This window comes from Zhengella sp. (genome assembly GCF_041397485.1).
Classification (GTDB): Bacteria; Pseudomonadota; Alphaproteobacteria; order Rhizobiales; family Rhizobiaceae; genus Zhengella.
In genome coordinates this window covers 129,181-142,015 of record NZ_JAWKWO010000002.1, presented here as the reverse complement: position 1 = coordinate 142,015, position 12,835 = coordinate 129,181, and the positions used below count along the sequence as shown (strand labels likewise).

12 protein-coding genes are annotated in these 12,835 nt (G+C 65.8%); 6 read left to right on the top strand and 6 right to left on the bottom strand.

From position 1 onward, the window contains the following. Positions 1–19 precede the first annotated feature (19 nt). The 4 genes from murJ (at position 20) to R3D65_RS06655 (ending at position 4,118) form a co-directional block, all read left to right on the top strand. Positions 20–1,603, top strand: a complete 1,584-nt coding sequence (gene murJ / locus R3D65_RS06670; RefSeq protein ID WP_371274441.1) for a murein biosynthesis integral membrane protein MurJ — start codon at positions 20–22, stop codon at positions 1,601–1,603. 158 nt (positions 1,604–1,761) lie between these two features. Continuing rightward, positions 1,762–2,829 carry a tryptophan--tRNA ligase gene (trpS, locus tag R3D65_RS06665; RefSeq protein ID WP_371274440.1) on the top strand — a complete coding sequence of 356 codons (1,068 nt, stop codon included), beginning with the start codon at positions 1,762–1,764 and terminating at the stop codon, positions 2,827–2,829. 116 nt (positions 2,830–2,945) lie between these two features. Next, positions 2,946–3,437: a universal stress protein gene (locus tag R3D65_RS06660; RefSeq protein ID WP_371274439.1), complete on the top strand. Its 492-nt coding sequence runs from the start codon at positions 2,946–2,948 to the stop codon at positions 3,435–3,437. 108 nt (positions 3,438–3,545) lie between these two features. Continuing rightward, a complete protein-coding gene (locus tag R3D65_RS06655; protein ID WP_371274438.1) occupies positions 3,546–4,118 on the top strand; it encodes a NifU family protein in 573 nt (190 codons plus the stop codon). A 76-nt stretch (positions 4,119–4,194) separates the two neighbouring features. Here R3D65_RS06655 and R3D65_RS06650 read toward each other — a convergent pair whose 3' ends face one another. After that, positions 4,195–4,812 (bottom strand): L,D-transpeptidase, encoded by a 618-nt coding sequence (locus tag R3D65_RS06650; RefSeq protein ID WP_371274437.1) that lies wholly within the window; start codon positions 4,810–4,812, stop codon positions 4,195–4,197. 211 nt (positions 4,813–5,023) lie between these two features. Here R3D65_RS06650 and cueR point away from each other — a divergent pair, with 211 nt between their 5' ends. Together cueR and R3D65_RS06640 are read left to right on the top strand one after the other, a co-directional pair. Further along, positions 5,024–5,422, top strand: a complete 399-nt coding sequence (cueR, locus tag R3D65_RS06645; protein ID WP_371274436.1) for a Cu(I)-responsive transcriptional regulator — start codon at positions 5,024–5,026, stop codon at positions 5,420–5,422. A gap of 51 nt (positions 5,423–5,473) precedes the next feature. Next, entirely contained in the window at positions 5,474–5,974 is a 501-nt protein-coding gene (locus R3D65_RS06640) for an MmcB family DNA repair protein (RefSeq protein WP_371274435.1), read from the top strand. Between the two features lie 3 nt (positions 5,975–5,977). Here the strand turns inward: R3D65_RS06640 and R3D65_RS06635 are convergent, their stop codons facing one another. From R3D65_RS06635 to R3D65_RS06615, 5 genes are all read right to left on the bottom strand, one after another. Further along, on the bottom strand, positions 5,978–6,541 hold the full coding sequence (locus tag R3D65_RS06635) for an ActR/PrrA/RegA family redox response regulator transcription factor (protein WP_371274434.1): 564 nt from the start codon (positions 6,539–6,541) through the stop codon (positions 5,978–5,980). Positions 6,542–6,605: 64 nt separating this feature from the next. Beyond that, positions 6,606–7,940, bottom strand: coding sequence for an ActS/PrrB/RegB family redox-sensitive histidine kinase (locus R3D65_RS06630; RefSeq protein ID WP_371274433.1), 1,335 nt, complete (start codon positions 7,938–7,940; stop codon positions 6,606–6,608). Between the two features lie 50 nt (positions 7,941–7,990). Then, positions 7,991–10,462 carry an ATP-dependent helicase HrpB gene (gene hrpB / locus R3D65_RS06625; RefSeq protein WP_371274432.1) on the bottom strand — a complete coding sequence of 824 codons (2,472 nt, stop codon included), beginning with the start codon at positions 10,460–10,462 and terminating at the stop codon, positions 7,991–7,993. Then, a complete protein-coding gene (locus R3D65_RS06620; RefSeq protein ID WP_371274431.1) occupies positions 10,455–11,105 on the bottom strand; it encodes an ATP-binding cassette domain-containing protein in 651 nt (216 codons plus the stop codon). The genes hrpB and R3D65_RS06620 overlap by 8 nt, the downstream gene beginning before the upstream one ends. 16 nt (positions 11,106–11,121) lie before the next feature. Beyond that, on the bottom strand, positions 11,122–12,801 hold the full coding sequence (locus R3D65_RS06615; RefSeq protein WP_371274430.1) for an ABC transporter permease: 1,680 nt from the start codon (positions 12,799–12,801) through the stop codon (positions 11,122–11,124). Positions 12,802–12,835 lie beyond the last annotated feature (34 nt).

Genomic DNA, 12,835 nt, shown 5'->3' with positions numbered 1-12,835 from the left:
TGCGGGGAAAACAATCACGATGAGCCTGATCGGAAAATTCGCCAGCGTGGGCGGCGCGACCATGGCCAGCCGCGTGCTCGGCTTCGTTCGCGAGGCGCTGATCGGCGCTGCGCTGGGCGCCGGGCCGGTGGCCGATGCCTTCTATGCCGCGTTCGGATTTCCGAACCTGTTCCGCCGCCTGTTCGCGGAGGGCGCGTTCAACTCGGCCTTCGTGCCGCTGTTCGCCAAGGAAGTGGAGAAGGGTGGCCTCGATGGCGCGCGCGCCTTCGCCGAGCAGGTGCTGGCGGTGCTGTCGGCGGTGCTGCTGCTTTTCTCCGGCCTTGCCATCCTGTTCATGGACGGCCTCGTGGCAACGGTTGTCGCGCCGCTTTTCGCCGACACGCCCGACAAGTTCGCGATGACGGTGGACATGACGCGGATCATGTTTCCCTACCTGTTCTGCATGTCGCTGGTGGCGATGTTCTCGGGCATCCTGAATTCGTTGCGCCGCTATTTCCTTGCCGCGATCGTGCCGGTGCTGCTCAATGTCATCCTGGTGTCCATCGTTGCCGTAGCCCTGTGGCTGGGTGCGGACCCTGCCCGGACCGGTTACTGGATGGCGTGGGGCGCGTTCGCCTCCGGTTTCGCGCAGCTTGCCCTGCTGGCCATGGGCGTGGCCCGCGAGGGCCTGCGCCTCGGCATTGTCCGCCCTGCCCTGACACCGCAGGTCAGGCGGCTGCTGGTGCTGATGGGGCCGGCGATCCTGACCGGCGGCGTGGTGCAGATCAACATCATGGTCGGGCGCATCATTGCCTCGGCGCAGGACGGCGCCATCGCGCTGCTCAACTATGCCGACCGGATCAACCAGCTGCCGCTCGGCGTCATCGGCATCGCCATCGGCGTGGTGCTGCTGCCGGAACTGGCCAGGGCACTGGCCGCCGGTGACGACCGCGACGCCCAGCACCTGCAGAACCGCAGCCTCGAATTTGCCCTCGGGCTGACATTGCCGGCCGCCGTCGGCTTCATGGTCATGCCGGAGCCGCTGGTCAACCTGCTCTACGAACGCGGTGCATTTACCGCGGAGACGACGCGCCTGACGGCGCAGGCGCTGGCCGCCTTCGCCGCCGGGCTGCCTGCCTACGTTCTCATCAAGGTCTTCCAGCCGGCCTATTTCGCGCGCGAGGACATGAAGACGCCGCTCTGGTTCTCCGTGGTCGCGGTGGCCGTCAACATTGCCTTCTCGCTGGCCTTCTTCGCCGCGCTCGGGCATGTGGCGATCGCGCTGGCGACGGCGATTTCCGCATGGGTGAATTTCGTCCTGCTGGCCTTCACTCTCTGGCGGCGGAACGATTTCCGGCCCTCGCCCGTCACGCTCAGGCGCGTTGCCATGATCGTGCTTTCGGCTGCCGCCATGGGCGCGGTGGTGGCCGCCATGCAATGGGCCTTGCCGCAGTGGTTCGCCAGCCCGGCGCTGGCCGCGCGACTGGCAGCCACGGCCGGCACGGTGTTGATGGCCATGATCGTCTATTTCGGGCTGGTCATCCTGACAGGAGGGCTGGACCGGCAGGACCTGATGCGCGCGGTGCGGCGCCGGCGCAAGCCGCCGGCGAAACCGCAGGCCTGACGCAATCGGGCAACAGGCTGCCCGTGTTCGCAAAACGTGCCGCCGGGGATCTTGATCCCGCGCACCGGCAGGGCCATAAGCCGTGCCGACCACCTGCGGGGCGCGCGTGCGCTGTCTCCGCCGGAGCCCTCCACCAGCTTCACAGGAGATTTTCACCGATGAGCAGCTTCAAACCCCTCGTCTTTTCAGGCGTCCAGCCGACCGGCAACCTGACGCTGGGCAATTATCTCGGCGCAATCCGCAAGTTCGTGGCGCTGCAGGACAGCCACGACTGCATCTATTGCGTCGTCGACATGCACGCCATCACGGTATGGCAGGAACCGGCCGAACTGATGGCAGCCACGCGTTCGGTGGCGGCCGCCTATCTGGCTGCCGGCATCGACCCTTCGAAACACATCGTCTTCAACCAGTCGCGCGTGGTGCAGCATGCCGAACTGGCCTGGGTGTTCAATTGCGTGGCGCGCATGGGCTGGCTCAGCCGCATGACCCAGTTCAAGGAAAAGGCCGGAAAGGACCGCGAAAACGCTTCCGTCGGCCTGTTCGCCTATCCCAACCTGATGGCGGCCGACATCCTCGTCTACCGCGCGACCCATGTGCCTGTGGGCGACGACCAGAAGCAGCATCTGGAACTGACCCGCGACATCGCCCAGAAATTCAACAACGATTATTCCGGCCGGATCGCGGACCTGAAGCTCGGCGTCGAAATGCAGGTGGGCGAGGAGACGGTCAATGGCTATTTCCCGGTGACCGAACCGCTGATCGAGGGGCCCGCGACGCGGGTGATGAGCCTGCGCGACGGCACCAAGAAGATGTCGAAATCCGACCCGTCCGACCTGTCGCGAATCAATCTGACGGACGAGGCGGAAGCGATCGCGCGCAAGATCCGCAAGGCCAAGACCGATCCGGACGCCCTGCCCTCCGAGGTGGCGGGCCTTGAAGGACGGCCGGAAGCCGCCAATCTCGTGGGCATATACGCGGCGCTCAACGACATGAGCCGCGAAGACGTGCTGCGCGAATTCGGTGGCCGGCAGTTCTCGGATTTCAAGCCGGCGCTGGCGGACCTGGCTGTCGCCAAGCTGGACCCGATCGCCGGCGAAATGCGTCGCCTCATGGCCGATCGCGGCCATATCGACCAGGTGCTGCGCGATGGCGGCGAACGCGCAGCTGTCCTCGCCGAAGCGACGATGAAGGATGTCCGCAAGATCGTCGGCCTGCTGACAGGCTGATCGCGCATTGCTGGCATGAAGCCAGTTCGGACAACCCGCCGCAGGCCGGTGGCTTGCCGACCGGCCTCCCCGGTGGCAATGTGCCGGTCGCACGAGGCAACCAGGGAAAGTGATGCATGGTCTCCAGACGGCTGAGCCAGGAAGCGGGACACCGCCGGAAGTTCCTTGCGGTGATCGACGGAACACCGGAATGCGAACGCGCCGTTGCCTATGCGGCGCGCCGGGCGCACAACACCAATGGCGCCCTCGTTCTCGTCTTCGTCATGGAACCGGGTGATTTCCAGCATTGGCTCGGGGTTGAACAGATCATGCGCGAGGAAAGCGAGGCGGCCGCCAATGAAGCGCTCAATTCCCATGCCGAGCGCATTCGCGGCACGCTCGGGATCGAGCCGGAACTGGTGGTGCGCGAAGGCAAGAAAACGGACGAGATTCATGCCCTGATCGAGGAAGACCAGGACATCGCCATCCTGGTGCTGGCTGCCGGCTCCTCTTCGGAAGGTCCGGGGCCGCTGGTTGCCTCCGTGGCCGGAAAGGGGGCGCCCTTTCCCATTCCCGTCACCGTGGTGCCGGCCAGCCTGACCGACGAGGACATCGAAAGCCTAGCCTGATGCAGGCTTGCCGCCGGTCACGCGACGCCTTATATTTAGAACGGTTCTAAACGAACCCGATGACACGGTCTGCGGACCTTGACCCGCAGGACGCATGGAGGTTTTGACATGTTCATCCAGACAGAAGCGACGCCGAACCCGGCGACGCTGAAATTCCTGCCGGGCCAGGTGGTGCTGCCGGAAGGAACCGCTGATTTCCGCGATGGCGAGGAGGCCGGGCTCCGCTCGCCCCTGGCTGCGCGCCTTTTTGGCGTGCCGGGCGTAACCGGGGTTTTCTTCGGCTATGATTTCGTGACCGTGACCAAGGACGAGACACCCGACTGGCAGCACATCAAGCCGGCCATTCTGGGTGCGATCATGGAGCATTTCATGACCGGCGCGCCGGTCATGGCCGAGGATTCGGCAAGTGCCGACCTGTCCTCCGGCGAGGAATTCTATGACAAGGCCGACGAGGATCTTGTGGTGACGATCAAGGAACTGCTCGATACCCGCGTTCGGCCGGCCGTTGCCCAGGACGGCGGCGACATCACCTTCCGCGGCTTCGAAAACGGCACGGTCTACCTTCACATGAAGGGCGCCTGCGCCGGCTGCCCGTCATCGACGGCCACGCTCAAGCATGGCATCCAGAACCTGCTGCGCCATTTCGTTCCCGAAGTGGAGCAGGTCGAGCAGATCGCCTGATTGGGCGGCCCGTCCGGCAAGCCATGAAAAAAGCCGGGTCGATGCCCGGCTTTTTTCGTTCAGCCTTGCGGCTGGATCACTTGACGATGACCTTGGCGCCGATGCTCACCCGGTCGTAAAGGTCGATGATGTCCTGGTTCATCAGGCGGATGCAGCCTGATGAGACATTGCCGCCGATGGAATTCCATTCCGGCGAACCATGCAGACGATAGCCGGTGTCGCCATTCTTGTTGAACAGATAGAGTGCGCGCGCGCCCAGCGGGTTGTCGAGGCCCGGCCGCATGCCGCCGCGGTATTTCGCCAGCTTCGGCTCACGCTTGATCATCTCCGACGGCGGCGTCCAGGTCGGCCATTCGCGCTTCATCGCCACGCGCGCGGTGCCGGACCATTCGAAGCCCTCGCGGCCGACGCCGATGCCATAGCGCATGGCCCGTCCGTCCTCCATCACCAGATAGAGGAACTTGGCGCCGGTATCGACAATGACGGTGCCCGGCTTTTCATCGGTCTCGTAGCGAATGAGCTGGCGATGAAACTTGCCCGGAACCCTGGAAATCGGGATCCGCGGCAACTGATAGCCGGCGTCCTTCACGGAGCCATAGGACATGGAATAGGTGCGAATCGCCGTCCCGGAACAGCCCGCAAGGACAGCGGACAGCATCACGGCCATGGCAATGGCGAAAGGCTTGAACGTCATTTGAACCGATCCCTCAGATTCCGCAGGGGCCCCGAATCGGGCCACATTTTCAACACATGAATTAATATGCAAAATTTATGGTTGCCAAGCGGTTAACGCTGCAGCGGGTCAGCCAAATGCTCCGGCGGCCGGAATCCATGGTTTTTCCGCCACAGATTCGTGACTTTTTGCTAATGCAACCTCCCGTCCTGATCAAGAAAAAGGCAAACGGATGAATATCGGTGCAGCTTCAAGGCAGTCCGGCCTGCCGGCCAAGACAATCCGCTATTACGAGGAGATCGGCCTGATCGCGCCAACCCGGTCGGCCAACGGCTACAGGGATTATTCCCTAGAGGATGTTCACTTCCTGAATTTCGTGCGCGCAGCCCGCGAATTGGGCTTTTCCATCGATGAATGCCGCCAGTTGATGGAACTCTATGCCAACAAGAGCCGGGCCAGCCAGGATGTCCGCCAGATCGCCGTCAACCACGTCCACGCGATCGAGGACAAGATCGCGGCCCTGGAAGCGATGAAAGCCACGCTGAACCGGCTGATCCATGCCTGCCACGGGGATGAGCGGCCGGATTGCCCGATCCTGGAAGGCCTTGCGGGTGCGGAACACCGGGACTGACGTGGCCCCGGCGGGCTTTTCAAGCCGGTCTGTTCATGGCATGTTCCGGTGATGGCCTTGCTTGCAACCCCTGTTTCCAATCCGCTTGCCGATGGCCGGCAATCGGCGCGCGCGATGATGGTGCGGCGCGGCGTGCAGCGGCTCTTGCACGAGATGCAGGCGGTGATGCTGCCCGAGGTCACGCTGGCGACGGGCAGGCGCGCCGACCTGCTTGTCATGACGCCCAAGGGCGATTTCTGGATCGTGGAAATCAAGTCTTCGGTGGACGACTTCAGGACCGACCGCAAGTGGCCCGGCTATCGCGACTGGTGCGACCGCTTCTTTTTCGCGACCCATCCCGACGTGCCGGCCGACATCTTTCCGGGCGATGCCGGCTTCATCCTCTCCGACGGTTATGGCGCGGAGATGATGCGCGATGCGCCGGAACACCGCCTGGCGCCTGCCCGGCGAAAGGCCCTGACAGCGCGTTTCGCGCGGATTGGGGCGCAGCGCCTGCTTGCTGCCGAATGGGCCGGCGTGGCCATCGACACGGGCAGCGACGAGACGGCATAGGAATCAGCGCGGTGCACGCTTGGCCAGAATGCGCTGCAGGGTGCGGCGGTGCATGTTGAGCCGCCGCGCGGTTTCCGAAACATTGCGGTCGCAAGCCTCGTAAACGCGCTGGATATGTTCCCAGCGCACGCGGTCAGCCGACATCGGGTTTTCGGGCACTTCGGCCTTGCCTTCAGGATCACGAACAAGGGCGGCGAATATCTCGTCGGCATCGGCGGGCTTGGCCAGGTAATCGATGGCGCCAAGCTTGACGGCGGTGACGGCGGTGGCGATGTTGCCATAGCCCGTGAGAACGATGACACGCGATTCCGGCTGGACCTTGCGGATGGCCTCCACCACGTCGAGGCCGTTGCCGTCGCCCAGGCGCATGTCGACAACAGCATAGTCCGGCGCGCCGGATTCGACGTGGGCAAGGGCCTCGGCCACCGAATCGGCGGCCTGAACCTCGAAGCCCCGGCTTTCCATGGCGCGCACCATGCGCGTCTGGAACGGCTTGTCGTCCTCCACGATCAGAAGTTTCGCCCCGTTCACCGACACCGGATCCCCCAGGTCTTCCTGATCATTCATGCCGGACCCCCTTTGCGTTTCTGTGTCGCGCGCCAAACTGCCGCGGCTTCTTAAGATGCAAGTCTTATGCAGGATTTAGCAAGTCCTGCCCTTGCGCCAGATCAATCGGCGCCTCCACCGATTCGCGGCGCCATTCGGCCCGGACACGCGCGCCCAGGCGGTCCTGATAGGCGTTGCTGAAGCTTATCGCCGCGCCGGAGCGCTCCAGCAGGGTCTTGGCGATGAAAAGCCCGAGGCCAAGTCCGCCTCCGGAGGATTGTTCGCTGCCGGCGCGGGACGTGGTGTAGGGCTCGCCGATGCGCGCCAGGATTTCAGGCGAATAGCCGCGGCCGTCATCGGTGATCGCTATCCAGAGCCGCTCGGCGGTCCAGCCCCATTCCACAACGACGGCGGAGGATGCGAAATCAACAGCGTTTTCGAGAAGGTTGCCGAGACCGTACATCATGCCCGGATTACGCTTGAGAACCGGCTCCGGACCATCGCCGGGCTGCGGTTGCAAGCAGATTTCGATATCGAAGGCGCGATGCGGGGCCGCCACTTCGTCAACCAGGGAGGACAAGGGCAGACGCCCGATATGCATCTCGCCTTCGCTGGACAGGGTTGTCAGGCGGCGCAGGATATCGCGGCAACGCTGCGATTGCGAACGCAACAGGCTGACATCCTCGCGCAGCGGCGAATCCTCCGGCAGGTCGCGCTCCATTTCGCGCGAGACAAGCGCGATCGTCGCCAGCGGCGTACCCAGTTCATGGGCAGCGGCTGCGGCCAGACCATCCAGCGCCGAAAGATGCTGCTCACGCTGCAGCACGAGTTCCGCCGAGGCCAGCGCCGTGGCCAGCGTTCGCGCCTCGTCGGCGACACGAAATGCGTAGATTCCCGTGAAGGCAAGGCTGGAGACCAGCGCCATCCACATGCCCGCGACATAGAGGAAGGGCAACGGCAGATCGCGGCCACCGGACCATGGCAGAGGCAGGTGCAGGAAAACGAGCAGGCTGGCCGAAACGAGAACCAGAAGGCCAAGGATGAGCGTGTGACGGACGGGCAGCGAGGCGGCCGAGATGATGACCGGCACCATGAGCAGCATGGAGAAGGGATTGGTCATGCCGCCGGTCATGTAGAGGAGGCCGGCCAGTTGCAGGGCATCGAAGGCAAGAACACCCAGCGACGCCGCCTCCGAGAGGCGGTAGGTAGGCGGAAAGCGGATCGCCAGAAAGATGTTCAGCCAGGCCGAACAGGCAATCAGCGCGAAACAGAGCAGGATGGGAAAGGGGAAGCCCAGCCAGAAATGGACAACCATGACGGCAACGGTCTGGCCCGCAACGGCAAGCCAGCGCAGCCGGATCAGCGTGTTCAGCCGCAGGCGGCGGGCGGTAACTGGATCGTGGGCGGTGACATCTTCCATTTTTCCTATATGCCCCGGACCGCCTCGCCCGCCAAGCCCGTCAACGGTTGTCAGGTCCCCCGCGGCTTGGCCCTGCTGGTGGCCTGCGCATTGGCGGGATCTTCCGGCCAGAGGTGCTTGGGATAGCGGCCGCGCATCTGCGCGCGCACATCCTTCCACGATCCGGCCCAGAAGCCGGGCAGGTCCTGGGTCGTCTGGATCGGGCGGTGGGCCGGCGATAGCAATTCAAGCCGCAGCGGCACTGTGCCGCCCGCCATGGCGGGATGGGCCTTCAGCCCGTAGAGTTCCTGCACACGGATGGACAGGACCGGGCCTTCCGCCTCGTAACGGACAGGGACGCGGTTTCCGGAGGGTGCATCGAAATGGGTCGGCGCCATCCGGTCGAGCTGACGCTGAAGGTCATGGGGGATCCGGGCCAGAAGCGCGGCGTGCAGATGCGGCTTCAGCGCCGCCAGCGAGGCCGTGTTCTGGATGAAGGGTGCGAGCCACTCCTCCAGGGTGTCACGAAGGGTATCGTCATCCACCGCCGGCCATGGGTCGCCCAGCCCGCGATGCAGCCAGTCCAGGCGGGCGCGCAAGGCAAGCGCCTCCTTCGGCCATGGCAGGATACCGGGCCCGTTGTCGCGGATCGCGGCGAGCAGGGCTTGCGCGGCTTCCTCGCCGGTGGGCGCGGCCAGCGGCTTTTGCGACAGGGTGATGGCGCCCAGCGCCTCGACGGCGCGGGCGCGCACGGTCCCGGTCGCCGGATCGAAGGCGGCGCCGGTTTGTCGCGTGATCCTGTGACCCAGCACGGATCGGATCGCGGCTTCGGAGACGGTGGCGGCGGCCAGGATGCGGGCATTCTGCGCGGTTCCCGTCATGTCCGCGACGACAAGAAACGGCTCTCCGGCCAGTGGATCGGTTTCCTCCAGACGGCCGCCCCGTCCATTGGCCAGGAGGAAATGGCCGCGCGCACCGCGCGTCCTGGCCACCCGGTCCGGCCAGGCTTGGAGCAGAAGCTCGCCCGCGCCCGGGCGGCCTGTCTGCTTCACACCGGAACCTGCGGCACCTGCCGCCGCCTGGCGCGCGATGGACGAAGCCAGTTTCGCCGCCGCACCGGCACGCGCGGACCGGTCGCGGCCAAACACTTCCAGCCGCCTGTCCAGATCGGCCGTGGTACCGCCAAGGCCGCGCTCGGTCAAAAGCACCGCAAGCCGGGCGGCCTGTTCGCCCGCGCCTGCGGCGGCAGCCCTGGCCACCATATGCGCAAGCCGCACAGGCAGGGCGAGCATGCGCATGGCCTTTCCGGTTTCAGTCAATCGACCGGCGGAATCGAGCGCGTCGAGTTCGACCAGCAGCCGCCTTGCCTCGGCAAGCGCGGCGGCCGGAGGCGCGTCGAGAAATGCAAGGCTTGCGGGATCGGTCACGCCGAAGGCGGCGCAATCGAGCATCAGGCCGGTCAGGTCTGCGGCAAGGATTTCCGGCGGGTCGAAGGCGGCCAGCGCGCCCGTCTGGCCCTCGTGCCAGAGGCGGATCGCGATGCCCGGCTCCGTCCTCCCGGCACGGCCGGCACGCTGATCCGCGGCGGCGCGCGAGACCTTGACCGTTTCCAGCCGGGTGATGCCCGTGGCCGGTTCGAAGACCGGTTGCCGCGACAGGCCGGAGTCGATGACGATGCGCACACCGTCAATGGTGATCGATGTCTCGGCGATGGACGTGGCGAGCACGATCTTGCGGCGGCCCTGCGGCGCGGGGCGGATCGCCATGTCCTGCGCCTTGCCATCCATGGCGCCGAAAAGCGGCACGATATCGGTATTGGCGGGAACCGCGCCCTCGAGCCGTTCGGCCGTGCGCATGATTTCACGCTGACCGGGCAGGAAGGCGAGCACACTGCCTGTTTCGCTGCCTGCCGCGCGACGGATCGCACCTGCCATGGCATCTTCGACCGGCTGGCCGGTTTCGCGCGGCTGATGGCGGATTTCGACAGGAAAGGCGCGCCCACGGCTTTCGATCACCGGCGCACCCTCCAGAAGCGCGGCGACACGCGCGCCGTCCAGTGTGGCCGACATGACGACCAGGCGCAGGTCATCGCGCAGGCCGGCGGCAATATCGAGCGCCAGCGCCAGGCCGAAATCACCATCCAGCGAGCGCTCGTGGAATTCGTCGAACAGCACGGCTGCTATGCCCGTCAGTTCCGGGTCGTCCAGCGCCATGCGGGCAAAGACGCCCTCGGTGACAACGAGGATGCGCGTGCGATCCGACTGGCGGCTGTCCATGCGCATGGCATAGCCCACTGTCCCGCCCACCTCCTCCCCCAGAAGCGCGGCCATGCGGCGGGCGGCGGCGCGGGCAGCAAGCCGACGCGGTTCCAGAAGCACGAGGCGGCCCCGCCTTGCCCAATCGGCCCCGAGCAGGTGCAGCGGCACAAGCGTGGTCTTGCCCGCACCGGGGGGTGCGACCAGCACGCAACTTCGGCCATCATCGAGGGCCCGGTCAAGCGCCGGCAGCACCTCACATACGGGAAGCGTGGGCAGGTCAGCCATCGGCGCCCACCTTAACGACCACGCCGCCCGCCGCTTCGGCATCGGCGGCATCGTGGGTGACAAGGACGACAGGCAGGCCCGAGGCCCGTGCGGTGGAAAAGACGAGTTCGCGCATCTGGCCGCGCAAATCCGCATCGAGCTTGGAAAAGGGCTCGTCCAGCAGCAGCATGCGCGGCGCGGACAGCAGCACGCGGGCCAGCGCGACACGCGCCTTCTGCCCGCCCGACAGCGTATCCGGATGGCGATTGCCAAACCCTTCCAGGCCGGTTTGCGCAAGGGCCGCCTCGGCCTGCCTGCGGCGCGCGGCACGTCCGCAGACGGATTCGGGAATGGCAAACAGCAGGTTCTGCGCCACGCTCATGTGCGGGAAAAGCAGCGGGTCCTGGAACAGGATCCCGGCATGGCGCTCTTCCGGCGGCAAGGCCGTGATGTCCACATCTGCCGACAGGACACGTCCTGACGCATCGAAAACGGGATCGAGAAAGCCCGAAACATAGGCCAGCAGCGTCGACTTGCCCGAGCCCGACGGCCCCATGACGGTAAGCACGCCGCCCGGTTCAACGCGCGCGGAAACGGCCAGCAGCGGCTTGCCGGCCAGCGATATGCGCACATTGTCCAGTGTCAGCGGTCGGGCGGTTTCCATTGCTGTTCCTGCGGCGTCAGGCTTTGCGCCTGCGCCATAGCAGCGCGGGAACGAGGCTGGCAATGGCGAAGCCCGCGGCCGGCAGCATCATCTGCAGGAAAGCGTAGACCCCGATGACGCGGCGGTTTCCGCCCGATGCGAGGGCCACGGCTTCCGTCGTGACCGTCGTCAGGCGGCCGGCGCCGATCAGCAGGGTGGGCAGGTACTGCCCCACCGACGCGGCAAAGCCGACGGCAGCAGCGGCGAGGACGGCACGCGCCATCATCGGCATGCGCACCCGCCAGAAGCTCTTCATGCGCGAGGCGCCAAGGCCCGCGGCGACCGCTTCATAGCGCCGGTCGAAGGCCCGCCAGGGGTCCGACAGCGACAGGAATACGTAGGGCATGACAAAGACCAGATGGGCAAGCACCAGCGCGGGCAGGGAGGGGTCGGCTTGCACGCCGATCAGCAGCATTTGCAGGCCGAACAGGAAAGCGGCCTGCGGCACGATGAGCGGCAGGTAGACAAGCCAGAGAAGGCGGCCCGGCGGCGCGCGCAACTCGTCCTCCCGGCGCAGGCAGAGAATGGCCAGAACCGTGGAAATCGCGGTGGCGAGCAGGCCGGTGACAAGCGTGGTCCAGAGCGGGTCATCGAGGCGGGGCAGTGCGCGCTCCCAGCTCCTGAGCGAAAAGCTGCGCGGCAGGGCGTCGGGAAACTGCCACAGGCCGGCGACAGACCAGATTGCCAGAAGCAGGAGGCCGAGGAAGACCGCGGCGGCGGACAGGCCTGGAAGGACCACGGAGGCCATGCGCAGGCCCCGGTCGTGCGTATAGCGGCCGCCGCCATCGCGCAGGAAGACCAGCAGCGCATGGGCCAGCCGTTCAAACCCCAGCCAGAGAAGGCAGGCGAAGGCCGTCAGCCCCAATTGAAGAAGCGCGCCGGCAGAGGCGAAAAAGCGCATCGACAGGTCCGGATCGTTCATCCAGCCGACAAGGCGCACGGCCAGCGGTGCCGGTGTCACGGGACCGAGGATCACGGCGACATCCACGACGGATGTGGAGAAGGCCAGAACGGCCAGAACGGCGAGACGAATCTGGCGATAGACCAGCGGCCAGACGAGAAAGAAGAAGCCGGCCATGCGCCCGTGGCCGAGAGACGCGGCGAGGCGCCGCGTTTCGGCAAGCCGCACCTGTGTCAGCGCCGCCAGCGATACCAGGAGAAGAAAGGGCATTTCCTTGACAACTAGGCCAGTAATCATGGTCAGGCCCATCGGATCATGCACGATCAGGGCATCGGGCGGCGCGGTCCAGCCCGTCATTTCCGGCGAGACGAGGCGGACAAGCCAGCCCGACGGCGCGACGAGAAAGGCCAGTCCGAAAGCTGCGGCGGCATGGGGCACAGACAGCAAGGGCGACAGCAGGTGCTGCACACGGGCAAAGAACGGACTGCCTGCATGGGCCGCCATGAACAGAACGATGCCGACCAGTGACAGGGCTGTCGCGGCAAGGCCTGCAAACAGGCTGACGAGACAGGAATGCAGCAAGCCGGGCTGGTCCAGCAGGTCACGAAAGGGTGCCAGCGTCACATGATTGCCGCCCAATGCGGGCAGCCAGCCAAAGGCGGGAAAAAGCGTTCCGGCGAGCCCCGCAAAGACCGGACCCGCCAGAAGACCGATGGCAAGCGGCGGACCGAACCGGGCGAAGCTCAGGCGGCGCACGGGTGCCCACCCCTGCCCGGGCCGGCCATTGCGT

What these genes read in the sequence shown, in the direction of transcription:
- murJ (WP_371274441.1), top strand. Translation starts at nt 20, where the DNA reads ATGAGCCTGATCGGAAAATTCGCCAGCGTGGGCGGCGCGACCATGGCC.
- trpS (WP_371274440.1), top strand. Translation starts at nt 1,762, where the DNA reads ATGAGCAGCTTCAAACCCCTCGTCTTTTCAGGCGTCCAGCCGACCGGC.
- R3D65_RS06660 (WP_371274439.1), top strand. Translation starts at nt 2,946, where the DNA reads ATGGTCTCCAGACGGCTGAGCCAGGAAGCGGGACACCGCCGGAAGTTC.
- R3D65_RS06655 (WP_371274438.1), top strand. Translation starts at nt 3,546, where the DNA reads ATGTTCATCCAGACAGAAGCGACGCCGAACCCGGCGACGCTGAAATTC.
- R3D65_RS06650 (WP_371274437.1), bottom strand. Translation starts at nt 4,812, where the DNA reads ATGACGTTCAAGCCTTTCGCCATTGCCATGGCCGTGATGCTGTCCGCT.
- cueR (WP_371274436.1), top strand. Translation starts at nt 5,024, where the DNA reads ATGAATATCGGTGCAGCTTCAAGGCAGTCCGGCCTGCCGGCCAAGACA.
- R3D65_RS06640 (WP_371274435.1), top strand. Translation starts at nt 5,474, where the DNA reads ATGGCCTTGCTTGCAACCCCTGTTTCCAATCCGCTTGCCGATGGCCGG.
- R3D65_RS06635 (WP_371274434.1), bottom strand. Translation starts at nt 6,541, where the DNA reads ATGAATGATCAGGAAGACCTGGGGGATCCGGTGTCGGTGAACGGGGCG.
- R3D65_RS06630 (WP_371274433.1), bottom strand. Translation starts at nt 7,940, where the DNA reads ATGGAAGATGTCACCGCCCACGATCCAGTTACCGCCCGCCGCCTGCGG.
- hrpB (WP_371274432.1), bottom strand. Translation starts at nt 10,462, where the DNA reads ATGGCTGACCTGCCCACGCTTCCCGTATGTGAGGTGCTGCCGGCGCTT.
- R3D65_RS06620 (WP_371274431.1), bottom strand. Translation starts at nt 11,105, where the DNA reads ATGGAAACCGCCCGACCGCTGACACTGGACAATGTGCGCATATCGCTG.